At 42.7% G+C, this 25031-nt stretch carries 23 protein-coding genes; 10 read left to right on the forward strand and 13 right to left on the reverse strand.

Features of this window, described 5'->3' with window-relative positions:
- Positions 1-172: 172 nt before the first annotated feature.
- The 6 genes from A2W93_03955 to A2W93_03980 all read left to right on the forward strand — a co-directional run bounded on the left by A2W93_03955 (position 173) and on the right by A2W93_03980 (position 6076).
- Positions 173-940 carry an MBL fold metallo-hydrolase gene (locus A2W93_03955; protein ID OFY54336.1) on the forward strand — a complete coding sequence of 256 codons (768 nt, stop codon included), beginning with the start codon at positions 173-175 and terminating at the stop codon, positions 938-940.
- A 65-nt stretch (positions 941-1005) separates the two neighbouring features.
- Positions 1006-1413 (forward strand): hypothetical protein, encoded by a 408-nt coding sequence (locus tag A2W93_03960; protein OFY54337.1) that lies wholly within the window; start codon positions 1006-1008, stop codon positions 1411-1413.
- Positions 1414-1434: 21 nt separating this feature from the next.
- Positions 1435-2094, forward strand: coding sequence for a hypothetical protein (locus A2W93_03965; GenBank protein OFY54338.1), 660 nt, complete (start codon positions 1435-1437; stop codon positions 2092-2094).
- A 162-nt stretch (positions 2095-2256) separates the two neighbouring features.
- On the forward strand, positions 2257-4164 hold the full coding sequence (locus A2W93_03970; GenBank protein OFY54339.1) for a molecular chaperone DnaK: 1908 nt from the start codon (positions 2257-2259) through the stop codon (positions 4162-4164).
- Between the two features lie 101 nt (positions 4165-4265).
- Entirely contained in the window at positions 4266-5480 is a 1215-nt protein-coding gene (locus A2W93_03975) for a capsular biosynthesis protein (GenBank protein ID OFY54340.1), read from the forward strand.
- Positions 5477-6076, forward strand: a complete 600-nt coding sequence (locus A2W93_03980; GenBank protein OFY54341.1) for a glycosyl transferase — start codon at positions 5477-5479, stop codon at positions 6074-6076. Before A2W93_03975 ends, A2W93_03980 begins: the two co-directional genes overlap by 4 nt.
- Positions 6077-6371: 295 nt before the next feature.
- Here A2W93_03980 and A2W93_03985 read toward each other — a convergent pair whose 3' ends face one another.
- From A2W93_03985 to A2W93_04005, 5 genes are read right to left on the reverse strand one after another with little or no spacing between them, the layout of a single operon-like run.
- The gene (locus tag A2W93_03985) at positions 6372-7694 is read right to left on the reverse strand and encodes a hypothetical protein (protein OFY54342.1); all 1323 of its coding nucleotides are present in this window, start codon (positions 7692-7694) and stop codon (positions 6372-6374) included.
- A gap of 14 nt (positions 7695-7708) precedes the next feature.
- Positions 7709-8257: an RNA polymerase subunit sigma-70 gene (locus A2W93_03990; GenBank protein OFY54343.1), complete on the reverse strand. Its 549-nt coding sequence runs from the start codon at positions 8255-8257 to the stop codon at positions 7709-7711.
- Between the two features lie 8 nt (positions 8258-8265).
- Positions 8266-9228, reverse strand: a complete 963-nt coding sequence (locus tag A2W93_03995; protein OFY54344.1) for a transketolase — start codon at positions 9226-9228, stop codon at positions 8266-8268.
- A gap of 11 nt (positions 9229-9239) precedes the next feature.
- Positions 9240-10625, reverse strand: a complete 1386-nt coding sequence (locus tag A2W93_04000; protein OFY54345.1) for a hypothetical protein — start codon at positions 10623-10625, stop codon at positions 9240-9242.
- Entirely contained in the window at positions 10626-11471 is an 846-nt protein-coding gene (locus A2W93_04005) for a transketolase (GenBank protein OFY54346.1), read from the reverse strand. It lies immediately after the preceding gene.
- 148 nt (positions 11472-11619) lie between these two features.
- On the opposite strand from A2W93_04005, the gene A2W93_04010 reads away from it, so the two are divergent.
- The 3 genes from A2W93_04010 to A2W93_04020 are packed head-to-tail and all read left to right on the forward strand — an operon-like array spanning position 11620 to position 13735.
- Positions 11620-12078 (forward strand): hypothetical protein, encoded by a 459-nt coding sequence (locus A2W93_04010; protein OFY54347.1) that lies wholly within the window; start codon positions 11620-11622, stop codon positions 12076-12078.
- Entirely contained in the window at positions 12075-13031 is a 957-nt protein-coding gene (locus tag A2W93_04015; protein OFY54348.1) for a serine dehydratase, read from the forward strand. The genes A2W93_04010 and A2W93_04015 overlap by 4 nt, the downstream gene beginning before the upstream one ends.
- Positions 13019-13735, forward strand: a complete 717-nt coding sequence (locus tag A2W93_04020; GenBank protein ID OFY54349.1) for a hypothetical protein — start codon at positions 13019-13021, stop codon at positions 13733-13735. Before A2W93_04015 ends, A2W93_04020 begins: the two co-directional genes overlap by 13 nt.
- On the opposite strand, the gene A2W93_04025 is transcribed toward A2W93_04020, so the two are convergent.
- From A2W93_04025 to A2W93_04060, 8 genes are all read right to left on the reverse strand, one after another.
- Positions 13732-14238, reverse strand: coding sequence for a hypothetical protein (locus A2W93_04025; protein OFY54350.1), 507 nt, complete (start codon positions 14236-14238; stop codon positions 13732-13734). The genes A2W93_04020 and A2W93_04025 overlap by 4 nt on opposite strands.
- A 21-nt stretch (positions 14239-14259) precedes the next feature.
- Complete coding sequence (locus A2W93_04030; protein OFY54351.1) at positions 14260-18804, reverse strand: hypothetical protein; 4545 nt, start codon at positions 18802-18804, stop codon at positions 14260-14262.
- Positions 18805-18810: 6 nt separating this feature from the next.
- The gene (locus A2W93_04035; GenBank protein ID OFY54352.1) at positions 18811-19659 is read right to left on the reverse strand and encodes a hypothetical protein; all 849 of its coding nucleotides are present in this window, start codon (positions 19657-19659) and stop codon (positions 18811-18813) included.
- Positions 19660-20418: a triose-phosphate isomerase gene (locus A2W93_04040; GenBank protein ID OFY54398.1), complete on the reverse strand. Its 759-nt coding sequence runs from the start codon at positions 20416-20418 to the stop codon at positions 19660-19662. It abuts the gene before it with no gap.
- A gap of 240 nt (positions 20419-20658) precedes the next feature.
- Positions 20659-20913, reverse strand: coding sequence for a hypothetical protein (locus A2W93_04045; protein OFY54353.1), 255 nt, complete (start codon positions 20911-20913; stop codon positions 20659-20661).
- A 110-nt stretch (positions 20914-21023) separates the two neighbouring features.
- Positions 21024-22445, reverse strand: a complete 1422-nt coding sequence (locus tag A2W93_04050) for a hypothetical protein (protein OFY54354.1) — start codon at positions 22443-22445, stop codon at positions 21024-21026.
- A 471-nt stretch (positions 22446-22916) separates the two neighbouring features.
- Positions 22917-23765 (reverse strand): enoyl-ACP reductase, encoded by an 849-nt coding sequence (locus A2W93_04055; protein ID OFY54355.1) that lies wholly within the window; start codon positions 23763-23765, stop codon positions 22917-22919.
- Positions 23766-23895: 130 nt separating this feature from the next.
- Entirely contained in the window at positions 23896-24672 is a 777-nt protein-coding gene (locus A2W93_04060) for a glycosyl transferase family 2 (protein ID OFY54356.1), read from the reverse strand.
- On the opposite strand from A2W93_04060, the gene A2W93_04065 reads away from it, so the two are divergent.
- Entirely contained in the window at positions 24671-24859 is a 189-nt protein-coding gene (locus tag A2W93_04065; protein OFY54357.1) for a hypothetical protein, read from the forward strand. The two genes, A2W93_04060 and A2W93_04065, sit on opposite strands and share 2 nt — an antisense overlap.
- Positions 24860-25031 lie beyond the last annotated feature (172 nt).

Genomic DNA, 25031 nt, shown 5'->3' on the forward strand with positions numbered 1-25031 from the left:
TTATTAACATATTTTGTTGATAACTGTCTGAAATTAAAAATCCAAAAAATGATTTAATCGTTTTCAGTGTTTCGAACACTCATGATTGCAAATCCGCGCCGGGTTTTTTTTACCAAGAACTGGCGCGGATTTGAATTCGTGACAGGGATTATTTTTTTATCTTTGCTATGCAATGCCCAACAAAATCACTTTTCTCGGAACCGGCACTTCTACTGGCGTCCCCGTGCTCACGTGCGAGTGCGAAGTGTGTTGTTCGGAAAACCCTCGCGACAAAAGATTGCGCACGGCTGCTTATGTTGAATACAACGGATTAAGGCTCATCATTGACTGCGGGCCAGATTTCCGGCAGCAGTTGCTGAACAACAACATTCGCGATTTTGATGCTGTACTGATTACCCATGGACACCGCGATCACATTGCCGGGCTCGACGACATCAGAGCATTCAATTACATCCGTGGAAAAACGATTGACATTTATGCCGATGCGGCCACCATTGAATCAATCAAAACAGAGTTTCCGTATATCTTCAATCCCGGCGACTATCTGGGTGCTCCAAAAATCAATCTGACAGTGGTCGATAATTCTCCTTTTGAGATTAACGGCCAGGTAATTATTCCAATTCCTGTTATCCATGGGGAGACTCCGATTCTTGGATTCAGACTGGGAAATATGGTCTATGTGACCGATGCCAGTTGTATTTCCGATGCTTCCATGAATATCATGAAAGGGGCTGACATCCTTGTTTTGAATGCCCTCCGGAAGAAAAAACACGCAACTCATTTTTCGCTCGATGAAGCGCTGGAGCATGCCGCAAAACTGGATGCAAAGTCGGTTTACCTGACCCATATTAGCCATTTCCTGGGGTTGCATCAGGATGTTCAGCGGATATTGCCAGACAATATTTTTTTGGCATACGATGGATTAACTGTTGATTGTTGACAGATTGTCTTTTACCTTACAGAATTGACATTATTTTCTATTACTTTTGCAAAAAATTCAGAAATATGAAGAAACTATTACTCCCTTTGTTTGTAATTATTTTAGCGCTCACAGGTTGCTATTACGAGGAAGGTCCAATCATCAGTTTGCGCACACCGGAAAGCCGTCTTGTGAACAAATGGAAATATGAGAAATTCACCTTAAACGGTCAGGACCAGATGCACAATTATCAAAGCAGCTGGGTTGAATTTAAAAAAGACAAAACGGCCATGTTTTACGAAGACACGGCTTATTCGTATACAGCTGCCTGGGAATTCTCGGATGATTTCAAAACACTGTACCTGAACTGCACAGACGACACTTTTAATACATGGGAAATCGATTACAATATTCTGAAATTGCGCGACAAGGAACTGTGGATGGAAAGCGATTTGGGATCATTAACCATGTATCTTGAGCTTGTTGCTTACTAAAAAACCAAACCTAAAACCTATATGAAACATTTCGCATCTGTTATGGCAATGGCTTTCATTGCTTTCGTCCTGTTCTCCTGCGGGGGGAAAGAAAGCAAAACCAATGATTCTACCGACAGCACTAAAACAGAAGAACAAGTAGCAGGCAATCCTGACCAGATTTATGGTGTCGAAAAAGGAATGATTGAATACAAAATGGTCACCATGGGAATGCCCACGACTATGACCATGTACTGGGATAATTTCGGGAAGAAATCATACACCGAAAGTGCGATGGAAATGATGGGCGTTACAACGACCAGTTTTATGCTGAACGACGGAGAGTATGTTTACAGCTGGGATGGCACCACCAAACAAGGCACCAAAGTGAAGGCTGTTAAGTCAGACAATCTGAATTATAACGACGTTTCAACTGAAATGATGGATAAATATCACATGACCAAAGAAGCCGGTCAGGAAATTCAGGGCAAAATGTGTGATGTTTATAAAATGGAATTCGAAGGAACCAAATCTAAGACATGGGTTTGGAAAGGCATTGCTATCAAATCCGAGACAACAGCCATGGGAATGACCATCACTACCGAAATGACTAAGCTTGAAGAAGGTGCCAGCGCTCCTGAAGGAGCATTTGAAGCCCCAAAAGGGGTTACATTCAAAGAAGCTACAGCTCCTGCCAAATAAGGATATTGCTTACTGCAAAGCTGCCTTTTGGCAGCTTTTTTTATGTCATTTTGGCGCATTTTAATAACTTTCAGATCTAAAACGTGACCGTTTTACACGAATTAGTGACAGGAACTCATTTGGTATCAAAGTTGACATGCCGCGATCGTTAAAAATTGAAAAATGGGAAAAATAATAGGAATTGACTTAGGAACCACAAATTCATGTGTGGCAGTAATGGAAGGCAGTGAGCCGATTGTAATCGCCAACAGCGAAGGAAAGCGCACAACACCAAGTATGGTGGCATTTACCGACAATGGCGAGCGAAAAGTAGGTGACCCGGCTAAACGTCAGGCCATCACAAATCCGACACGCACAGTATATTCAATAAAACGATTCATGGGTGAAACCTATGACCGCGTAAGCAAGGAAATTTCGCGCGTACCTTATAAAGTTGAGCGTGGGCCGAATAATACTCCCCGCGTTTTGATTGATGATCGCCAATACACGCCGCAGGAAATCTCAGCCATGATTCTGCAGAAGATGAAAAAAACGGCTGAAGATTATTTGGGTACTGAAGTAACCGAAGCTGTTATCACTGTTCCGGCATACTTCAACGATTCACAGCGCCAGGCAACAAAAGAAGCCGGAGAAATTGCCGGACTTACGGTGCGTCGTATCATTAACGAACCGACCGCTGCTGCTCTGGCCTATGGGTTAGACAAGAAAAACAGAGATATCAAAATCGCTGTCTACGACCTTGGTGGTGGCACATTCGATATTTCAATACTTGAATTGGGCGAAGGCGTTTTTGAAGTAAAATCAACCAACGGCGACACTCATCTTGGTGGTGACGACTTTGATCATCGCATTATTGAGTGGCTGGCTGCAGAGTTCAAAAAAGATGAAGGTCTTGACCTTCGCCAGGATCCGATGGCGCTTCAGCGTCTGAAAGAAGCTGCTGAAAGAGCAAAGATCGAACTCTCCTCGAGTCCTCAGACTGAAATCAATCTCCCATATATTATGCCTGTGGATGGTGTTCCAAAACACCTTGTAAAAACACTTACCCGCGCAAAATTCGAGCAACTGATCGATGACCTGGTAAAAGCTACCATCGAACCATGTCGCAAAGCACTGGCCGATGCAAATATGAAAAATACCGACATCGACGAAGTAATTCTTGTTGGTGGATCCACGCGTATTCCGGTTATTCAGCAGGTAGTTGAAGAATTTTTCGGAAAGAAACCTTCAAAAGGTGTGAACCCGGATGAGGTTGTGGCAGTAGGTGCTGGTATCCAGGGCGCTGTGCTTACCGGAGAAGTTAAAGATGTTCTCTTGCTTGATGTTACTCCGCTTTCTTTGGGAATTGAAACTTTAGGTGGTGTAATGACCAAACTGATTGAGTCCAATACAACAATTCCGTCTAAAAAAGCTGAGACTTTTTCCACCGCTGCTGACAATCAGACTTCGGTTGAAATTCACATCATTCAGGGCGAGCGTCCGATGGCCAATCAAAATAAGAGTATCGGACGTTTCCACCTCGATGGATTACCTCCCGCACCGCGTGGAATCCCGCAAATTGAAGTAACCTTCGACATCGATGCCAATGGAATTCTGAATGTTTCAGCCAAAGATAAAGCTACCGGCAAAACACAGCAGATTCGTATTGAAGCCAGCAGTGGTCTGACCGATGACGAAATTAAAAAAATGAAAGCCGAAGCTGAAGCCAACGCTGACGCTGATAAAAAAGAACGCGAGCGCATTGATAAAATCAATCAGGCCGACAGCATGGTTTTCAATACCGAAAAACAGCTGAAGGAATATGGAGATAAAATTCCGGCTGAGAAAAAAGAGGTTATTGAATCGGCGCTTGCCGAGCTTAAAGATGCTCATAAATCTCAGAATATTGAGGCATTGGATGCTGCTACTGCCAAGCTGAATACTGCATGGCAAGCCGCCAGTGAAGAAATGTATAAAAACACAGGACCGCAAGATCCTCAAGCTGGTGCAGATTCCGGAGCTCAACAGGAACCGAAGTCTGGAAATGATGAAGTGACTGATGTAGACTTCGAAGAAGTAAAAGACAAGTAGAATCTTTTTTGATTTTAGATAAGAATTCCGACATCAAGCTCTTTTGGTGTCGGTTTTTTTTGGACATGTTTTTTGCTAACTTTGTAGTTAAATGCTCAATTATGATCCCATTTTCTCCACCGCGTATTGATCAGCAGATTATTGACGCTGTCAATGAAGTTCTTAATTCCGGATGGATCACAACCGGACCTAAGACAAGAGAATTTGAAACATTGCTTAAGGACTATACGAAATGTTCCGAAGTGCTTTGTGTCAACAGTGCCTCTGCCGGGCTGGAACTTGTTTTACGCTGGTTCGGCGTTGGTCCCGGCGATGAAGTAATTGTGCCAGCCTATACGTATGCAGCCACTGCAAATATTGTCATTCATTGCGGCGCAACGCCTGTTTTTGCAGACAGCAGCCCTGATGATTTCAACATTACGGTTGATGAAATCCGAAAAAACATTACTGCAGCTACAAAAGCCATTATTCCTGTCGATCTTGGTGGATTTCCATGTGACTACGACGCTATAAACGAATTGGTGGCTGATCCTGATATCAGAAAACTGTTTTCGCCTGAAAATGAAAATCAGAAGAAGCTGGGACGTATTCTTGTTTTATCAGATGCGGCTCACAGTATTGGCGCCCTTTATAAATCGCAGAAAACAGGCGTTCTTACAGATGTCACCGTGTTTTCATTCCATGCGGTGAAAAATCTGACAACAGCCGAAGGCGGAGCCATTTGTATGAATTTCAAAAACCCATTTGAAAACAATATTATCAAGCAGGACCTGATGCTTAAATCCCTCCATGGGCAGAATAAAGATGCTCAGGCAAAACTGCAACCGGGAAACTGGAAATATGATATTATTGAGCCTGGTTTTAAATGCAACATGACCGATATGCAGGCTGCTATTGGGATTGTTGAGCTGAAGCGATATGACAGCGATATGCTGGCCCGCCGCAAAATGATTTATACATTGTATTCGCAGTTGCTTCAAAAACACCCCAGGGTTCAGCTTCCTGTGTACAAGACGAGTATAGCCGAAACATCCTATCACGTTTTTTTACTCCGGATTAAAGGCATTACTGAACAGCAGCGCGACGATCTGATTCAGGAAATATTTCGCAGGGAAGTGTCAGTGAATGTGCATTTCAAGCCATTGCCAATGATGACCTACTATAAAAGTATTGGATACGAAATAAAAGACTACCCGGTGGCCTATGATAATTTCAGCCGCGAAATTTCTCTTCCGGTCTATTACGATCTGACCAATGAGCAGGTACACACAGTCGCGAGTGCGGTTATCGATTCAATTAATAAAATATGTCCATGATAGGTAAGCGGCTTTTCGACCTGTTGTTTTCATTTACAGCTATTCTGGCTCTGTTGATTCCCGGAGTGTTCCTTGCACTGATTATTGTATTTGGATCGCGTGGAGGCGCATTCTTCAGACAGATTAGGGTAGGGAGGAATCAAAAAACCTTTCAGCTTTTAAAATTCCGCACCATGTTCAGCGGAAGCGATGCCAAAGGCTTGCTCACCGTTGGTTCGGCGGATAGCCGCGTGACGGGTTTCGGAAAATTTCTACGCAAAACAAAGCTGGATGAGCTTCCGCAGATGCTGAATATTCTTTTCGGTCAAATGAGTTTTGTTGGTCCCAGGCCCGAAGTTCCCAAATATGTTGCATTATATAACGAAGAACAGAAAAAGGTTTTTTCAGTGCGCCCTGGTCTGACCGACTATGCATCACTCGAATACATCAACGAAAGCGACCTGCTGGCACAACAACCAGATCCGGAAAAATTCTATATTGAAACGGTGATGCCTGCCAAACTCAGTCTCAACCTTAAATACATTAATGAAATGGGTTGCTCAACGGATCTGAAAATAATTTTCAGGACACTGTTTAAGATTGGGCGGAGGACTTAGATTTTGTTGATGTCTCAAATAGTCTTCAGCCACAAAAACAACATTCCACCGTCCGAAAGCGACGCAGGAGCTGAAGGACATGGAACCGTTGTTTTTGCTATTGTTACGACGGTTCCATGTTCCGGCATCAAAGTCAATCGACAACTTAAAAGTTAGCCAGAACGGTGGAATGTCGTAACAATACTGTCGTTTTGCGACATCCTCTATAAGGGTTATAAAAAAACAGAGCCAGACATTGTCTGGCTCTGAAATAACCTGAAGTAAAGGGTATATGGGTATAAAAAACAGGTTCTCGTTAATGTTTCACAGTGATCAGACCTTCCTGGGTAGAACCGTCTGTAAACCGAAGAATATAGAAATATGTTCCATCACTTGTTGATGACGCATCCCAGTCGTTTTGGTAGTTTTCCGATTTATAGACAAGCTTGTTGCCCTTATCATAAATACTGAGTTCGGTATTCGGATATTTGCTCAGATTTGTAATTGAGAAAGTTTCGCTGATACCATCACCATTTGGTGTAATCATGTTGGGAATGCCCAATTCACAATGAGTGAAAACCACAAAGAAACTATCAACATACGTTTGGCAACCTGATACTTGAGCGTAATAGAGGCCGGGCTTACTAACAGTCAGCTGCTGAGTTGATAATTTGTATTGAGGCCAGTAGTATTGATATCCGCTGTTTTTCTGTGCGACAGACAAACGAATAATAGAGCCAGTGCAGGCTGTAATTAGGTAATCGTTGTTGAGTGTTGGCTTGGGAATGATTTTAACTGACACCGATTTGGACAACAATTTTCCATTCTCCAGGGCAATTATTACTCTATAAACACCTGATTTATCTATTGAGATTTCTGGCGTGGTGGCACCGGTATTCCATTTGTAGGAATTATTTCCTGGCACATAGGCCATGAGAGTCATTGATTGCTCCGAACATGTGTCGCGCGGCAGCATGTCGAATGCTGAGAGTGTTCGGGTTTCAGCACCTGAATTGCTTCCATCATTGTTAACCGGAATCAGATAGTCATGTTCTCCACCATCCAAAGAAATGTCATTTGTAATCGGATCAGAAAAAAGATCACTCTCATTTGATGAATGCTTGTAACCGGCAATCTGTATAACATATTCATCAGACAGATAATTTTTCATTCGGTTATCAACAGGAAGCTGATTCAACCATCTCAAAATGTCTTTCGAATTTGCATCAGGATCAATAACAACAACGTTGCGCTCTTCTTGTTCAGATTCTGAAATGATCGAAATGGGCTGTTCGGCAGTTTCATCCATGATGACTTCCGGCATAACATAGGAGCTATGTGGGGTTGCATTATTATCCTTTTTATCTGATTTGTCCGAAGCAAAGAAATAAATGGCAGTGGCCACCGCAATCGTAGTCACCACGCCGACAGCAACCTGAAGTGGTTTTGTGCGCAGCAAAGCCAGTATGGACACAGTGCCAACTGTCTTCATGATGTCGGAGGACATGGAGTCGAAATATCCGGGAGGTGTAGTAAAAGGATTACCCTTTCCTGAACTCCCCAGACCTTCGAATTTCACATAATTCTCCTTTTGCTTATGATGTGTCCGAAATTTCATAGTTCGTTTCTTTGACTGCATTATTGCTGCAGCGTTTAATCAGTTTTTAAAATTTCTTCTATTTTTTTCACGGCAATGTGATATGAAGCTTTCAGCGTGCCAATGCTAACACCCACAACATTGGCAATATCCTGATAGGGCATCGCTTCAAAATAGCGCATAAGGAAAACCAGTTTCTGCCTGGCAGGCAGTGTGGCAACGGCTTTCTGTAATTTGCGCTGAATGTCGGAACCTTTAAAGTAAATATCAGATTCAATACGGTCGCCAAAGTCTTCACGCAATTCATCCATTGAAACAAAAAGATGGCTTTTTTTGCTTTTCAGAAACGACAGTGCTTCGTTGGTTGCAATGCGATAAATCCAGGTGTAAATTTTTGAGTCTTCGCGGAATTTATCAATGTTTTGCCAGACTTTGATGAAAGTGTTCTGAATGACATCATTGGCGTCGTCGTGGTCGATAACGATACGGCGAATGAGCCAATAGGCCTGTTCCTTGTATTTATTTAGCAATAACTCAAAACCACGCTGCCGCGTTTTTTCGGCTTTCAGCAGATTCAATATTTCTGCGTCGGTGATTTTGTTCATATTGCTAATTAGAGCGAAGTTTTTCTTTTCAATACCTTAATGGCTGCATCAACAATATTATCCGCTTTGAGGCCATACTTAACCATCAGTTCTTCGGGTGTACCACTTTCCCCAAAACTGTCGCACATGGCTACGAATTCCTGCGGAGCAGGCGAATTTTGAGCGAGCAGTGCTGCCACCGCTTCGCCAAGGCCACCAGCAACAACGTGTTCCTCTGCAGTTACCAGACACCTTGTTTTTGAAATGCTCTTCAGCAGCAAGTCGTTGTCAAGGGGTTTTATTGTGTGAATGTTAATCACTTCGGCCGATATTCCTTTTTCTTCAAGCAAGCGGCAGGCTTCGAGTGCTTCCCAAACGAGATGACCAGTGGCAATCAGAGTAACATCTTTTCCTTCATTGAACAGAATGCCTTTTCCTATTTCAAATGGCTGATCGATGGGCGAGAAATCCGGCACTACCGGGCGACCGAAGCGCAGATAAACCGGGCCGTCAAAATCAGCAATGGCCTGTGTGGCGCGGTAAGTCTGCGAATAATCGCAGGTATTTATTACGGTCATATTCGGCAGAGCACGCATCAGCGCAATGTCTTCCATAATCTGGTGCGTGGCTCCGTCTTCACCCAAGGTGATTCCGGCATGAGAGGCGCAGATTTTTACGTTTTTATTGCTGTATGCAACACACTGGCGAATCTGGTCATAAACACGGCCCGTTGAAAAATTGGCAAAGGTGCCTGTGTATGGAATATAACCCGAGATAGCCAGCCCCGATGCAATGCCAATCATATTTGCTTCAGCAATACCAACCTGAAAAAAACGATCAGGAAAATCAGCTGCAAATGCATTCATTTTGAGCGATCCGGTCAGGTCGGCACAGAGTGCCACTACTTTGTTGTTTCTTTTTCCAAGTTCAGCAAGGGCATCGCCAAATCCTGAACGTGTATCTTTCTTTTGTCTTACTTCAATTTGTTTCATCTGGTTTTCAATTAAAACATCGACAAATTGACCTTGGTCATAGTTGCCGATTTTACTGTAAAATTCTTTTCTATTGTCAGCATGGAGCGTGTCTGGAATTTTGAACGAAAGACAGCTAAATATTCTCCGGGTTGCAACATAATAACTTCCTGTTCTCCTGTGCCACGAAAATTATACACCCATTCCAGCGAATTGTCTTTCTTCAGATACAAGCTGCCATATCCGCTTGCGGGGAACTGAAAGATGGATGTGCCTGCACTCGGAACCTCTACAAATGTTGTCGTACTCTGATCAATTCTTACATTTTCAACATAAGTACGAGGTAATGTCATTATTTCAAGGTCATATACATCGCAAATATATTTTTCGCGGGTGTACATAAATTGGGTGTTCAACGTATTCATTTTCCCTGATTCGCGAACGACACAAAGAATGGGATTGCGGCTTTGTGTGGAACTCCCTTCTGTTCTGACTTCGAGAAATCCCTGCGGAGCCGACACTCCAACAACCGTGTGTTTGCCGGGTGTTAGCTCGAGTGAATCAATAAACACCGGCGGGATGGTATGCACCTGAATTCGGTAGTTCAGCAGAGGATCAATCACCAGCGTGTCAGGAAATCCTTTGTTGTTGAGCGAATGAATGAAATTGTATTTGGGAAGTCCGCTTAACTTGTCATAAAATGTCATGTTGACATTGGTCTCGGTTGGATTTCCTTTAACATCAAGCAGATTCACCTGACAGGAAGTTGAGTTTAGGGCCTGAGAGATAACAATATTAAGTGCAGTGCTGAATTGTTTTTCAGTTGTTGCATCGAAATATGTGCCTACGCAGTCAAATTGTTCTTTGAAACTTTTCCCGATTCCAATAATAAATGGTTTCAGGAAAATCCCTTTTTTCTGCAGCGCGAGCGACACCGCACATGGGTCACCATTACACTCTTCGAGTCCGTCGGTTATAAGAATAATGATATTGCGGCAGCTTGAACAGGATGGAAAGTCTCCGCCGGCGCGTTCGAGCGACATGGCTATGGGCGTTGTCCCGCGCGGGTTTATGGTCTTCAGCTTATATTTAATTTTCTCAACATTATCCGGGCCGAACGGAACTTCAAGCCGGGTGTCATCGCAGTCCTGCGGAGGATAGTCCTTTGTGTGACCATAGCAACGAAGAGCCAGCTCCAGATTGGGCACGTCGCGCAGACTGTCGAGCAGGTCCGACATTATTTTCCGGGCAATGGTAATCTTCATATCGCTCTGCCAGCGACCATACATGGACTGGCTGGCATCGAACAGAAACAGAATGCGTGTTGTTATCACCTTTTCTTTTTCTTGCGAACCAACCTGAGCCGCAGCGAAGAACGGCAATAGTGAAAAAATTGATATGATTAAAAATATCCTCATCTAGTAATCACCAAGTGTTTCGGTCAATTCCGATAGCGCAGTGTTTTTCTGATCGTCGCTGGGTGGCGAACCATGCCATTTGTGACTGCCTTCCATAAACGAAACACCTTTACCCATTATTGTTTTCATAAGGATTACAACGGGTTTTTCTTTTCCACAAGCATTCTTAGCTTTTTCAAGCGTCAGAAGGATTTCGTTCATATTGTGGCCGTCCATCTCAAGAACAGTCCAGCCGAATGCAGTCCATTTTGCTGCCAGATCGCCCAATGCAAGCACATCATCGACCGGGCCGTCAATTTGTTTTCCGTTGTAGTCGATGGTGGCAATAATATTATCAACTTTTTTTGCTGCGGCATACATGGCTGCTTCCCAGATTTGACCTTCCTGGAGTTCACCGTCGCCATGCAGTGTGTAAACAAAAGTTTTTTCGCCGCTAAGTTTTTTTCCGAGTGCGCAACCGATAGCAGCCGAGAGACCCTGACCCAGTGAGCCAGAGGCGATGCGAACGCCCGGCAGATGTTCGGCCGGAGTGGGGTGGCCCTGCAAGCGGCTTCCGAGTTTACGGAAAGTTGCAAGTTCTTTTACCGGGAAATAGCCAGAGCGGGCAAGTACACTATACCAGGCCGGGCTAATATGGCCGTTTGAAAGAAAAAACACATCTTCGTTTTTTCCGTCCATTGAAAAGGAGGCAGGATTGTAATTTAAAACGTTGTTGTATAATGCAACAAGAAAATCGGTGCAGCCGAGTGAGCCGCCGGGATGGCCCGATTGAACAGCATGAACCATGCGAACGATGTCGCGGCGCACTTGTGATGAGAATTTGTTAAGGTCTTCGACAGAATGCATCTTTTTAGGTTCAAAGATAACGGAATTATCAATTCAAAATGAAAAAAAATGTGCACATTACTTTGTGAATTGATGTTCAAAGCTTAATCCCATGCTGATTTGGATAGTTTTTGAAAATTCATTATATTTGCAATAAAATTATTACTCTATGAAATATTTAATGGTTTGTCTGGGCAACATTTGCCGCACTCCTATTGCTGTAGGAATACTCCGTAAAAAACTTGCCGATATTGGCAGTAGCTCAGAGGTTGATTCTTGTGGTTTTGAACCACATCATATTGGCGACTCTGCCGATACAAGGGCTTTGACCGTCATGACTGAAAATGGAATTGATATCAGCGATCATCGCGCGAAACTTTTTCATCCGGATAATTTCAAAAATTTCGATCTGATTTTGGCAATGGATAAATTCATTCTGGACGATATCAAACGCATGGCAAAAAGCGAAGACGATCTGAAGAAAGTCGATTTATTGCTCAATGTTCAATATCCAGGCATGAATTGCGAAGTCCCGGATCCTTATTATGGCGATACCGATGGATTTCACAAGACCTTTGATATTATTGACAAGGCGCTGGATGTGCTGATTGAGAAATATGAGAAATGACAATCCCCGATTTTTGCGAAAAAACTGCTTTAACAGAAGCTGCTTACAGAATCAAGGGGTATATTCATCGGACTCCACTTCTCTCTTGCTCAGCTATTGACCGGTTTCATGGATGTGAGATTGTTTTCAAATGTGAAAACTTTCAGGTAGCCGGCGCATTCAAATCGCGTGGTGCTGCCAATGCAGTTTTTTCTTTGATCGAAAAGGGTTTTTCAGGAAGTGTGGCCACCCATTCTTCGGGTAATCATGCTCAGGCACTCAGTCGGGTGGCTCTGCACGCTGGAATTGCAGCACATGTTGTTATGCCTGAAAATTCCCTGTTGTCAAAAATAAATGCGACAAAAGAATACAAGGCGCAGGTAACTTTTTGCCAACCTATGCTCGCGGCCCGGGAGACAACACTCACGAAGATTATTGTCGATACCGGTGCTGTAGAAATTCATCCTTACGATAATCGGGAAATTATTATTGGACAGGCCACCTGTGCCATGGAAATTCTGGATGAGTACAAACCCGATTTTATACTGACTCCGGTCGGAGGAGGTGGTTTGCTGAGCGGAACTGCGCTGGCTGCAGCTTATTTTGGTAATTCAGTAAAAGTGATAGGTGCCGAGCCAGCCGGGGCTGCCGACGCACGGGAATCGTTCGTGACGAAAAAATTCGTCCCTTCGGTTGATCCGAAAACCATTGCAGATGGGTTACTCACTTCGCTCGGAAAACTAACTTTTCCGTTGATTTTGCAGCATGTAAACGATATTTTGCTGGCGGATGAAAGCGAGATTATCAGCGCTATGCGTATGCTTTGGGAGAGGGCCAAAATCATGGCAGAGCCTTCGTCTGCGGTGCCCCTGGCTGTTGTAAAAGCAAATCCCGATATTTTCAGAAACAAAAAAGTTTGTATAATAATTTCCGGCGGTAATGCCGATCTTGACCATTTGCCATGGACCAATTAAAGTTGTTGTACCTGATTCCTGTTGATCTTGGCTTTTCTCCCGAAGGAGGAATTTATTCGCCAGAGCAGATCCGCATCATTTATTCTTTAAAGCATTTTGTTGCAGAAAATGCATCGACTGCGCGAAAAATGCTAAAAAAGTGTGGATACCCGCATCCACTGCAGGAAGTAGAAATTGTAGAATTCAACGAGCACACGCGGGCAATGCCTGAAACGATGGCGGATGTAAAAAAAATGCTCACAGATGTGCCCGTTTGTGGCCTGATGTCGGAAGCGGGGATGCCTTGTGTGGCCGATCCCGGGCACGAAGTAGTAAGACTGGCTCACGAGTTGAAAATAAAAGTGGTACCGTTGCACGGTCCTTCATCGATTATGCAGGCTTTGGTAGCATCCGGGTTGAATGGTCAGCAGTTCGTTTTCCATGGCTACCTGCCTGTCAAGACTGAATTTCGCAAATCAAAGCTTCGTGAATTACAGGTGCAGGCGCAAAAAAGCAATTATACTCACATTTTCATGGAGGCGCCGTACCGGTCAAATCAGATATTGCAGGATATTGTTTCAGTTCTCTCCGATTTGATTTCACTTTGTGTTGCTTGCGAAATTGGCACTCCGGAGGAATACATCGAGACAAAAAAAATCGGGCAATGGAAAAAATCACTGCCCGATTTGCATAAAAAACGTTGTATCTTCTGTATCTCAGCCTAGTGCTGATGGCCATTAGCGCCATGAACATGACCATGTGCAAGCTCTTCTTCGGTAGCTTCACGCAGATCAAGAACTTTGCCGCTGAAATAGAGTGTTTTTCCAGCCAGTGGGTGATTGAAATCAATATTCACCTTCTCAACTCCAATGTTTTTAACCATGCCATGAAAAATGTGGCCTTTGTCATCCTGCAGCGGAATCATGTTACCGACTTTCAACATTTCCATATCAATTTTACCGTCGCGCATAAAAATATCGATCGGTAAATCCGCAATATTCTCCTGTTCGTAAGTGCCGTAGCCATCTTCCGGAAGGACCTGGAAACCGAATGAGTCGCCAGCCGAAAGGTTAGCCACATTATTCTCAAAGCCTGGAATTAGCTGCCCGTGTCCGTAAAGGAATGTAAATGGACGTTCCTCATTAACAGCTTCAATCACATTTCCGTTTTCGTCGTTTTCTGATAGTTGGTACAACAATGAAACAACTTTGTTCTTTTCAATTTTCATTTTGTTTGTTTTGGTTTTTATTTATTCTTCACCTTCTTCAGTATCTTCACTACCCTCGTTAATTTTTTTCAGAAATTTCTCTTTTCTCGAGGTGGTTGAAATGTAGTACCGGTAAGCTTTTTCGCCTTCTTTTGCTTTCAATTCACGTTCCTCGGGCTTTGCGTTTATAATAATCTCGTTCCATTCTTTTTTGGATGAGAAAACTGACATAAGCCCGTTGTAATAGTCAAAGAAATACCATTCAGAGCCAATATCGAGATAGAATGTCAAACGGTCACCGCTGCGTTTCTGCGACAATTCCATTTTACCATCAACATATTTATTGACTTGTGTTTTTCCCACAGTGGCAATACCAATTTTGCCCTGAGAGATATAGCTTTTGGTTTTATGATTGTATTTCAGTGTGAGGTCTGAAAACGAAATGGTGTGTTCAAGTTTTTCAGGAAGCTTTTTGAAATAGCCGTACAAAATCAACTCGGATTCGGCTTTTTCAGCTTCTTCGGCCGAAAGAACTTCGCCAAGATATTTATTGTATAATTCGCTTCTGACATTGGTTGGCTCCAGTTCGGGATTTGCAGCAAATGCCAGTTCGAACATCTCCAGAGCTGCAGGAGCGAGAAAGAAATCGAGCTCCGAAACAGAATAGATCATCGTGCTACTGTCGCGATTTGAATGATCGATGATACCGAAATTACTCATTTTCATTCTTCCGAAATTGTCCCCAAAGGATAATTTCCCTTCGTTTCTCGACATGCATTTAAACACAGACAAACTCATGTATTTGCCTGGCAATACCGGCTGAGCCAATTTTTCTTTGGATGATACTCTGTATTCATAGCTATCATGATCGTAAGTCAAATAGCCACTTGAAGTTGCAAGTTCGGGGTCACCACCAATGAATTTGCGCGTCAAAAATGCCGGGTAAACACCAACTGAGTCGCGGTTCAGGTACAATCCAAGATAAATGCGGTCTCCCTGAGTATTTGTCATCGTTTCTCCGATTGGAATATAAATTTCCATCGGATTAATTTCTGTAGTAAACTTTGCCCATTGCAAACCAAGGGTATCGCATTGGTGTTTGATTCTGACACCACCATCGAAAGTGAGAAATTCAGCAGAAGCTGTCAGATTCACATCTCCATAAAAATCGAAGTAAGGGCTGAGCGTAAATTCAAGCGAATCGGATATATAGCCGTGGGCATACGTTTGAATGGTCGAATCAACAGAAACTTTGTCGAGGAAGATTCTTTGCATTCCCTCCATTTCGTCGACATAGTCGTAGTAGCCTTCACCAAGGTAGGAATTTTTGCCATAAACAAAAACCTTGGCACTACTGATGGTGTGGTATTTTGTAGTATTGTTTGCAAGAATCTGAGCATTTTCAAGTGGAACCATTTCTGCCTTTTTCAGAATAGTAACATTGCCGTCTCCCGGGAAAATGGTTGCATCAGCTACTTTTATAAACATTACGTCACTGGCATAAATTACTTTTTCCCGCAAACTGTATTTTGCCCGTGAAGATCGAAAGCTCAGCGAATCCTGAGCAGGATGTGTAGAAATAAACTCAGAACCTGCCAGATCAACATCGGCGAGTTGTTTTAAATCCATTTTTTCGAGCCCGGGTACATTCACAGCATTGTTCTGCAGTTCAATTTCATCTTTCTCCATATACCAGTCGAACTGATCCATGTAACAGATGTATTCATTCACAGGAAAATTAACGAGCGAGGTGCCTCCGTTGGATTTGAATTCACCTTTTTTCTCATCAAAATCCACATGGCCTTTGTAGTTTTTTGTTTCAAAGGCCAACTCATCATAATCAGCTGTTTTGAGAAAGAAATCGCAGGAGTCAGTATCGAAAGTTCTGTTCTGGAATTTGAATAGTCTGGAAGTCATAGTTGCATTACGAAAATCAAGCTTTCCGGTGCCGGTTAGCCCGCCTGGTGTAATATTCAGTGTCCCGGTCAGTTCTGTTTCTTCTGCATACATCCTGGCTGGCTGATCTGTGGTTGTCACTGCAAGCCGATCTTCATAGGGCCGCCATTCCTGCTGAACATTGTGAGCCTCGACTGGCGGAACACTGTTGGTTCCGGTTTGTTCCTTCACCGTGTAATCCTTGACTTTTGCAGTCATATAATCCGGAAAAAACAGGAAATTATCAGATTTACTTTCTGATGACAGATAAGAAAGTGTACCATTTCCAAACAATCCTTTGTTTGAAAGATCGATGATATTGGTAAAAGTTCCCTTGCCGCCATAAGCTGGATATCCTGCAGGTCCGGTATTGTGAAGAAACCCGAGTGAGTAGTCTTTCATCACTTTCAATGGCTGCACAATATCAGGGAAAATGCCCGCTGACGACAGATAGCCGCTGAATTCAAGACCATCAGTAGAAAAGTCATCGAGACTGTCGAGTGTGAAAGGATCAATACGGTAAAAAAAGTTTTCTCGTGGATATGACCCCGGGTAATCGGAGTTTTTATCCCAGTAAACAAATGAGAATTTTTTCGAATTGAAAATGGGATATTCGGGCATTGACTTTCTGCCGGATTTATTGTTGGGATGATCAATCAGGATATCTCCACTGAGGTCTTCAATAACGCTCTTGACGCGGATAAGCGGATACTCTCCATACTCATCCGGTTTACGGCTTTTCACCTTGAATGTCATTGAGTCAATGATGGGCAGGTTGAGCATGAATTTATCATACTCGAAAGAAAAGTTTTTTCCGTAGTAATCAAATAAACCAGCATGAACCCTACCTGCAAAAGTGAAATCACGATTTTTCTTCACGACTATTTCCTGATCGGTCGGATAAATATACACTGCCTGAGAATCGCTCAGAAAAACACGAGAGACCCCTTTAATCCGCAGATCCCAGTTGAGCAAACTGAAAGTTGCATTTGATTCAGCTTCAATAACGGAATGAAACTGAATTACGTCGTAATCGGCTTTTCCAACTTTCGCATTCAGGTAATCGAAAACTTTATCCTTTACAAAAACTTTATCGGTATTGGGATCATAAATCACAAATCCTTTGATCGCGTAGTCAATGATTTCACCGCGTATTCCTTCAACCTGAATCCGGCGGTATCCTGCGTAATCGGCCACCGGAAACATTCTTGAACCAATAAGGTTGGAATAGTTTTTCAGTGACTGAAACGGGTGCAGGTCATTGATCCCCTTGAGTTTTTCGAAACGACCCTCTGAATAGTAATTGGCTGATTCAAACAACGCTTCGCTAGAAGATCCGGGACCTTTAATCATTCTGAAATCAATAATCGGATCGTCCAATTTCCAGTACAAAGCTTCAAAATGCATGTCAACTTTGTGGTAGGTATTAAAGAAAGGGGTTTGGCGCAATCCTTCCTTATCGCGAATGAATGAAATTTCTCTTATTGAAACCCAGGTACTATCCCCTTTTGCTAAATCATCCGGATCAAGTTTTTTGTCAATATATCTCATGATTAAACCCGGATGATAAATAGAATCGCCTTCGAAATAAATGGAAACTGAAGCCCGGTCGCTGTTTACGCGGTCGCGACGGATACTGAAGCTTTTTGATCGCGATTGCAGAAATACGGTTCCATCTTTTTTAAATGACAATATTGCATCATAAATTTCATCTCCGGAGCCTAATAGTTTTGGGCCGTGCATCGAAAAACCGCCCTCGAAGTCAACATCTCTGTATATTTCTTTAATGGCAAGGCGCTTGTCATATGAGGTAAACTGTGGATACAAGGCGTTTTCGCCGCTGCGGTTGGCCAGAACTTTTTCTTCAATTCTTCCTGGGATAGAAGTGGCTCCGAAAAATTCTTTATTGTAAAAAAGCACGGTGTCAATCGCATAATCACGGCTTTTCAGTTCAATTTCATAATGGCCAAAAGTGGAATATACTTCAGATGGTTTCAACCCAGCTCTGAGCCAGTCAATTCGACCTTTTTCGCCAACCCACTTTTTTTGTAAAGGATAGTATTTCCCTCGGGTGTCATAAATAACAGAACTGTCGTTGTTGGCGTAGCAGGTGAGAATTAGCGAAGGGAAGAAAACCACGGGTTCATCCTCAAATGTGAAGTCGTATGTGGAATTGCTGGCTACCCATTTGGTGGAATTGGAAACATACAGATAGTTTTGCAAAAACAGAGAATCCGAAGCTGACAGAAAATCCAGAAATGAGTTGCTGGTCGATTTGCCCATCAGCTTATCGAGGGTTAGATGCCAGGGATCGAACACCGCCGGGAGTTTGCCAGCTTCCGACATATTCATGAGGCTGATCATATAATTCATGAAGTGCGGATAGGCCTTCATTTTTTTCTTCAGCATCAGGTTGCAGTTCGTTATTACCGTCTTTTTCTGAGGTTCGACAAGTACTCCGCCATTCCAGAAGGGAGTGAATTTTTCGAGCATGAAAAGTTCACCGGCTTTCCGGTCATCCTTGTTTTCAAGAATGGTGTACATGCTGGTCATTTCCATCAGAAACTTGTTAGGATCGTCGGAAAACTGCTTCAGCTGAGCAAAAATAGTTTGTGACAGCAACAGTATAAACAATGAAAAAGCAAACCTCATAGTAATTTATTTAACCTTAGTAAAACGTGCAGCAACCCAGTTTTCTTTTACAATGAACTTCTCAATTTCCATACCCAACGCTTCGCAGGCATCCGAAATATCGGGCAGATCTTCGCTGTAGAAGCCACTCAGAAGCAGGTTGCCTCCGGCTTTCAACGCATTGTTGTAAAATGGCAGATTTCCCAGAATTACATTTTTATGAATATTGGCAAGCAAAATATCGCAGGTTCTTCCGGACAGAATTTCTTTTTCGCCCTTTGATATTTCAATGCGTCGACAATTGTTTCGTTCGATGTTTTCGATGGAATTTTCGACCGACCAGTCATCATTGTCGTATGCAAAAACCGATGCGGCATTTTTTAGTTCAGCAAAAATGGCCAATATTCCCGTGCCAGTACCGGCATCAATTACAGTTTTATTTTCGAAATCCATTTCAATCATCAGCCGAAGCATGGAATAGGTAGTGGCATGCTGTGCAGTACCAAACGACATTTTCGGTATAATCCGTATCTGATAAGGAATTTCAGGTCGTTGGGGATGAAACGGAGCCGAAACATATATCTGTCCTTCAATTTCTGTTGAAGGGAAGTTCTTTTCCCATTCTTCATTCCAGTTTTTATTTTCAAGTTCTGACTGAATAATCCGTACAGGACTGTTGGGCAACATTTTTTCAATCAACAATTGTAATGTTTCTGTCTTATAGCTATCAGCTGCTATATAGGCATGCAACAGGGCTCCGTCTTCCCAGAAGCTGTCAAAGCCAATTTCAAGCATTCCCGACATAACCAGCTCGCGGGTGCTATCGTCCTGCGGAAGTCCTGTCAGGGTAATTTGAATAAATTCCGAAGCATTCATTTATTTGCAGCTGTTGATGAGTTTTGTAACTGATTCGGCTTTGAGCGATGCGCCGCCCACCAGACCACCGTCGATATCCTGCATGGAAAACAGTTCTTCGGCGTTGTCGGGCGTAACACTGCCGCCGTACAGAATGCGTATATTGTCAGCAATGCCGCTTCCGAAGCGCTTTTCGATAAGCTGTCTGATAAATGCGTGCATTTCCTGCGCCTGCGCCGGTGAAGCTGTAACGCCGGTACCAATGGCCCATACGGGTTCATAGGCAATGGTAATTGTTTTAATAATTTCATCTGAAAGGTTCCACAGGGCGCCCTCCAGCTGGCTTTGAACGATATTGAAATGATTTGCGGCTTCGCGTTCGGGCAACATTTCACCGCAGCAAAACACAGGTTTGATGCCGTTTGCAAACAACAACTGAATTTTTTTCACCAGCAATTCATCACTTTCGTGATAATACTGGCGGCGCTCGGAATGTCCAATAATGCAGTAAGGCAGTGCCAGATCCTTCAACATAGCTGCAGAAACTTCGCCGGTGAAAGCACCTTTTTCTTCGCTGGCTACATTCTGTGCGCCAATGGCTACTGGCGTTCCTGAAAATAATTCCTGCAATAATGGCAAATAAACAAATGGAGGACAAATGAGAATATCAGCCCGGCCATCGAAATCAGTCAGATTATTTTTCAGTTCCGAAGCAAAAGATTTAATTCCGGCTGCATCCTGATTCATTTTCCAGTTGCCAGCCACCAGTTTTCTGCGCATAACCATTCTTTTTTAGTAAGGTACGAAAATACGAAGAATAGTTGAAACCAATACGTAGAAATTTAATCAGATTGAACCAGATACATCAATTTATGACAATCCGGCAATCATTTGAAATCAGATATGAATAACTCAGTTTAATACGGTTTAGCACCAAATGATTTTTACTGATGCTATCCCAGGGAATGGTTTCGACTATATTGCTTTCAAACACAAATAAATACATTGTATCTGACGAAACTACCCTTTCCCATTCACTTTCAGTACATAAAGACATATTCGGAATCCTGTTTTCTGCTTTTGCATCGACAAAAAACTGTTTCTGTTTGCAATAATTACATCCTTTGAAGTAAAATTCAATGTTGTATCGGAAAAATGATAACACGGAACCACATAAATCGCTTTATCGAGTTTGTTAACAACAGTTATTCTGTTTTCTAAATAACATTTTTTATAGCATTTGTTTGCTGAAAGTCCAAGAGAACAAATGAGCATAAAAATGAGTCTTGATGTTTTTGTATTGAAAAAGCAACAAGTGTTTAGATACTTTTTTTATAAGCAATGCACTAATACTTCGAAAACGAAAGAGTTTCATTTGATTGGTTTTAGTTAATAATTACTTTCTTACTTATTTGAGAATCTCCTGAAAAAAGGCTCAGATAGTATATACCTGAAGGCAAAGCTGACACATTTAAAGAAACCAGATTATTGCTTGTTTGAACAATCCTTTCAGTCAATAATTTTTGACCTTGAAAGTTTACTAACTCAACAATGACATCTCCTTTGAAAAGAAATTGAGAGCTAATAGTTAAAATTTCGGTGCAGGGATTCGGATACACGTTAATTACGATTCCCGGCACCTCATTGTTTTCTATTCCTGCAAAACCATCTGCCCGGGTCTTAATCAAATATACATCGCTGGAGATGTTGAAATTATAATAGCCTGACATAATAAACCCTCCGTCAGTTGTTTTTTGTATACAATTCACCCAGTCGTCATCTGCCCCCCCGTAAACATGTGTCCATAAGGTATCGCCGTTCTGGTCAACAGCAACCATATACACATCCGAGCCTCCGAGCCCGAAACTAGATGTTCCACCAACAATGACAGCGCCGAATGAAGAAGCAGTACAATAATACCCGTAATCATTTGCAGTGCCTCCGTACGTTTTTTCCCAAATTTCACCACCGTTTGTATCAATTTTGATCAGATATATATCGTAACCACCCGCTCCAAAACTTGCGGTGGTCCCGGACAAAAAATAATTTCCATCTGTTGATTTACAGATACAGGCCAGATCATCGCGCGATATTCCTCCATAAGTTTTGGTCCAGAGTGTATCGCCTGTTGAATTGGTTCTAACAACATAGCAATCAAAGGTGCTTGATCCACCAGTTGAAGTATAGCCTGCAAATAAAAACCCATTATCAGGTGTTTGAATAACAGAATAAGCATCGTTAAAATATTCTTTTTCATATGTTTTAGTCCACAAAGTGTCTCCATTTTCATTTGTGCGTATTGCATACATTGAATTGAACCCAATGGCAAAAGAACAAGATGCGCCGGCAATTATAAATCCTCCATCATTACATTTAATCAAATCATATCCACTATCATCTTCTGTTCCCCCATATGTTTTAAGCCAAACAGAGTCGCCGTTTAAACTAACTTTCATTAGAAACACATCGGAAGCACCACTGCCTTGGCTGGATGTGTTACCTGACAGATAGTAAAAGTTGTCTGTTCCCTCCAGCACCGCTACCGGTGAATCCCAGTTATATCCACCGTAATGCTTTGTCCAGGTAGTATCACCGTACTCATTGGTTTTTATCAGGTAAATATCCTTGCTGCCTGCACCCCAGCTATCGGTAAGTCCGGCCACAAGATATCCGCCATCAGAGGTTTGAATCACAGCATTTCCACCATCATCACCTGCTCCTCCGTAATGTCGTTGGAACATGATTTGGGCTGGGCTTGTATAAAGAATTGCCATGAATAGCAGTAGAAATACACCTTTTTGTTTCATATTTCAAATTATTGTGGCCAAAGATATTAAAATTTATTACAAAATAACATAGCTTACATGCCTTATTCTGTTGATAATACCGTGTTGATTTATATATTAGGCCAACCCTGAACTTAGCTTCTACAAATCATTGCATGTGTTAACGGCATTATTGCCGTGTTGAAAATCAAGTTATTCATTTTTTTTCAACGGCATAAATCAAATTTGAAATTCTAGTGCGTCTTTGGACTAACTATAATTTCAATTTGGTATAACACTACGTTTAATGAGCACACGACTTTTCAACATTCATTAAAAGGCAATTCTAAAAACCTCGTTTTGTATGCAATCAACAAGTCTTTCAATGTCTTTACGAAGCTGATAATTAGTTGATTGCATCGATATTTCGACTCCGCTCAATATGACAAAAACGGGTTTTTAGAGATGCCCTCAAGGCGATACAGGAGCAATAAATGTTACAATAACAAGATATTAATCCTTCTTTTTCAACTCATCACAATCCTTGAAACTTTTATCATACTGATTCATGGCGCTTTCGCTCATTCCCATACTGCTGAATCCACCGTCGTGAAAGAGGTTTTGCATGGTGACTTTTTTGGTCAGATCTGAAAACAGCGTGATGCAGAAATCGGCGCAGTCGTCGGCCGAAGCATTGCCAAGGGGCGACATGCGTTCGGTGAAATCGAGCAGCGACTGAAAGCCGAAAACGCCGCTACCGGCCGTGGTTGGCGTTGGTGATTGCGAAACGGTATTGATGCGGATTTTTTTCTCGCGGCCGTAAATATATCCGAAGCTGCGCGCAATGGACTCCAGCAGCGCTTTGGCGTCGGCCATATCGTTGTAGCCGAAAAGCGTTCGTTGCGCAGCCACATACGACAGCGCTACAATTGAGCCCCAGTCGTTGATGGCATCCATTTTTCGGCACATCTGAATCACTTTGTGAAACGATAACGCCGAAATATCAATGGTTTTCAGATAGTTTTCGTAGTTGATATTATCGTATGGAATTCCTTTGCGCACATTGGGCGACATGCCGATTGAATGCAGTATAAAATCGAATTTTCCGTCGAAAAAATCCATGGATTTTGCAATCAGATTTTCGAGATCGTCTGTGTTGGTGGCATCGGCCGGAATCACAATGCTGTCGCATTTTGCAGCCAGTGTTTCCACATCGCCCAGGCGCATGGCAACCGCGGTATTTGAGAGTACAATTTGTGCGCCTTCGGCATGTGCTTTTTCAGCCACTTTCCAGGCAATGGACTGATCGTTCAGTGCTCCGAAAATAATTCCTTTTTTCCCTTTCAAAAGATTGTAGGCCATATCAGAAGTATTTAATCAGACTGCAAAGATACGACATTGGGCAGGGTGGACCAACAATGGCGAAAAGCCTGACTCATGCAATATATCACTTGCTTAGGTTTTGCATTTCAGGATATCTGCACCAACGCACTCAGGTCGCCTTCTGCGACGCAGAGAGGTTGGCTGGAGTTTTAAACAGCCGGCTTTTGCACAGGCCCCATTTGTGAAAGCGGTATTTGAATGCCGTTCCGAGCACGCCAAATCCATATTTCATCGAGCGACGGAAGTTGATTGATGAAGCATCGTCGAAATATTTTGTAGGGCAGGTGACTTCGGCAATTTCGAAACCAGCCATAAATATTTGAGCAATCATTTGATTGTCGAATACAAAATCATCGGAATTGGCGTGGTAATTAATTTTCCGGAGTACGTCGGCCGAAAAAGAGCGATAGCCTGTATGATATTCCGATAATTTCTGACCAATGATGATGTTTTCGGCCAACGTTAGAAAACGATTGAAAAGATATTTGTACAATGGCATTCCGCCTTTCCGGGCACCACGACCCAGGATGCGCGAACCGAATACAACAGGATACAGACCGCCGGCAATAATATGAGCCATCGGCGCAGCCAGTCGCGGCGTGTATTGATAATCAGGGTGCAACATGATGACAATATCGGCACCCAACTCCAAGGCTTTGTCGTAGCATGTTTTCTGGTTCCCGCCATATCCTTTGTTTACCTCATGGCGGATAATATGTTTAATTCCAAGTCTGGCAGCTACTTCCGCGGTGCGGTCATGACTGCAGTCATCCACAAGGATTACGTCATCCACAATGTCGAAAGGGATCTCCGAATAGGTGAGTTCTATTGTTTTTTCGGCATTGTAAGCCGGAAAGACTACAATTATTTTTTTTCCTGATATCATGAATCAGAGATTAGGCTGTGAATCAGGACAAAAATATAAAATTTTCCGAACAGTCAAAAATGGCACAAAAAATGCAGGTCGCCTTTCAAATCTTTCAGCCATGAATGCAATAAAAGAAAAAATGATCTGGGTCTTGTATTTCTGCCTCATCGCCAGTTTAATTCTCGCAGCAACGGTAACATTATAATATCCCATAGCCCGATAGGGCACCATTCATGACTCAGTGTAAAAGCTTCCGGAAACGGGAGCTTTTTTGATTTAAGATATACGAGTTCAGATATTTGATTTTTGAGGAGAGATGATCAGAGGTCGAGGATAAGGTCAAGGATGAGGTTAAGGTCGAGGATAAGCAGCTTTCA

The sequence above is a fragment of the Bacteroidetes bacterium GWF2_43_63 genome (genome assembly GCA_001769275.1).
Classification (GTDB): Bacteria; Bacteroidota; Bacteroidia; order Bacteroidales; family DTU049; genus GWF2-43-63.

What these genes read in the sequence shown, in the direction of transcription:
- A2W93_04050 (OFY54354.1), bottom strand. Translation starts at nt 22,445, where the DNA reads ATGAAACAAAAAGGTGTATTTCTACTGCTATTCATGGCAATTCTTTAT.
- A2W93_04020 (OFY54349.1), top strand. Translation starts at nt 13,019, where the DNA reads ATGGACCAATTAAAGTTGTTGTACCTGATTCCTGTTGATCTTGGCTTT.
- A2W93_03985 (OFY54342.1), bottom strand. Translation starts at nt 7,694, where the DNA reads ATGCAGTCAAAGAAACGAACTATGAAATTTCGGACACATCATAAGCAA.
- A2W93_04060 (OFY54356.1), bottom strand. Translation starts at nt 24,672, where the DNA reads ATGATATCAGGAAAAAAAATAATTGTAGTCTTTCCGGCTTACAATGCC.
- A2W93_04010 (OFY54347.1), top strand. Translation starts at nt 11,620, where the DNA reads ATGAAATATTTAATGGTTTGTCTGGGCAACATTTGCCGCACTCCTATT.
- A2W93_04040 (OFY54398.1), bottom strand. Translation starts at nt 20,418, where the DNA reads ATGCGCAGAAAACTGGTGGCTGGCAACTGGAAAATGAATCAGGATGCA.
- A2W93_04000 (OFY54345.1), bottom strand. Translation starts at nt 10,625, where the DNA reads ATGAGGATATTTTTAATCATATCAATTTTTTCACTATTGCCGTTCTTC.
- A2W93_03955 (OFY54336.1), top strand. Translation starts at nt 173, where the DNA reads ATGCCCAACAAAATCACTTTTCTCGGAACCGGCACTTCTACTGGCGTC.
- A2W93_04045 (OFY54353.1), bottom strand. Translation starts at nt 20,913, where the DNA reads ATGCTCATTTGTTCTCTTGGACTTTCAGCAAACAAATGCTATAAAAAA.
- A2W93_03970 (OFY54339.1), top strand. Translation starts at nt 2,257, where the DNA reads ATGGGAAAAATAATAGGAATTGACTTAGGAACCACAAATTCATGTGTG.
- A2W93_04005 (OFY54346.1), bottom strand. Translation starts at nt 11,471, where the DNA reads ATGCATTCTGTCGAAGACCTTAACAAATTCTCATCACAAGTGCGCCGC.
- A2W93_03960 (OFY54337.1), top strand. Translation starts at nt 1,006, where the DNA reads ATGAAGAAACTATTACTCCCTTTGTTTGTAATTATTTTAGCGCTCACA.
- A2W93_03975 (OFY54340.1), top strand. Translation starts at nt 4,266, where the DNA reads ATGATCCCATTTTCTCCACCGCGTATTGATCAGCAGATTATTGACGCT.
- A2W93_04015 (OFY54348.1), top strand. Translation starts at nt 12,075, where the DNA reads ATGACAATCCCCGATTTTTGCGAAAAAACTGCTTTAACAGAAGCTGCT.
- A2W93_04030 (OFY54351.1), bottom strand. Translation starts at nt 18,804, where the DNA reads ATGAGGTTTGCTTTTTCATTGTTTATACTGTTGCTGTCACAAACTATT.
- A2W93_04065 (OFY54357.1), top strand. Translation starts at nt 24,671, where the DNA reads ATGAATCAGAGATTAGGCTGTGAATCAGGACAAAAATATAAAATTTTC.
- A2W93_04035 (OFY54352.1), bottom strand. Translation starts at nt 19,659, where the DNA reads ATGAATGCTTCGGAATTTATTCAAATTACCCTGACAGGACTTCCGCAG.
- A2W93_03990 (OFY54343.1), bottom strand. Translation starts at nt 8,257, where the DNA reads ATGAACAAAATCACCGACGCAGAAATATTGAATCTGCTGAAAGCCGAA.
- A2W93_03965 (OFY54338.1), top strand. Translation starts at nt 1,435, where the DNA reads ATGAAACATTTCGCATCTGTTATGGCAATGGCTTTCATTGCTTTCGTC.
- A2W93_03995 (OFY54344.1), bottom strand. Translation starts at nt 9,228, where the DNA reads ATGAAACAAATTGAAGTAAGACAAAAGAAAGATACACGTTCAGGATTT.
- A2W93_04055 (OFY54355.1), bottom strand. Translation starts at nt 23,765, where the DNA reads ATGGCCTACAATCTTTTGAAAGGGAAAAAAGGAATTATTTTCGGAGCA.
- A2W93_03980 (OFY54341.1), top strand. Translation starts at nt 5,477, where the DNA reads ATGATAGGTAAGCGGCTTTTCGACCTGTTGTTTTCATTTACAGCTATT.
- A2W93_04025 (OFY54350.1), bottom strand. Translation starts at nt 14,238, where the DNA reads ATGAAAATTGAAAAGAACAAAGTTGTTTCATTGTTGTACCAACTATCA.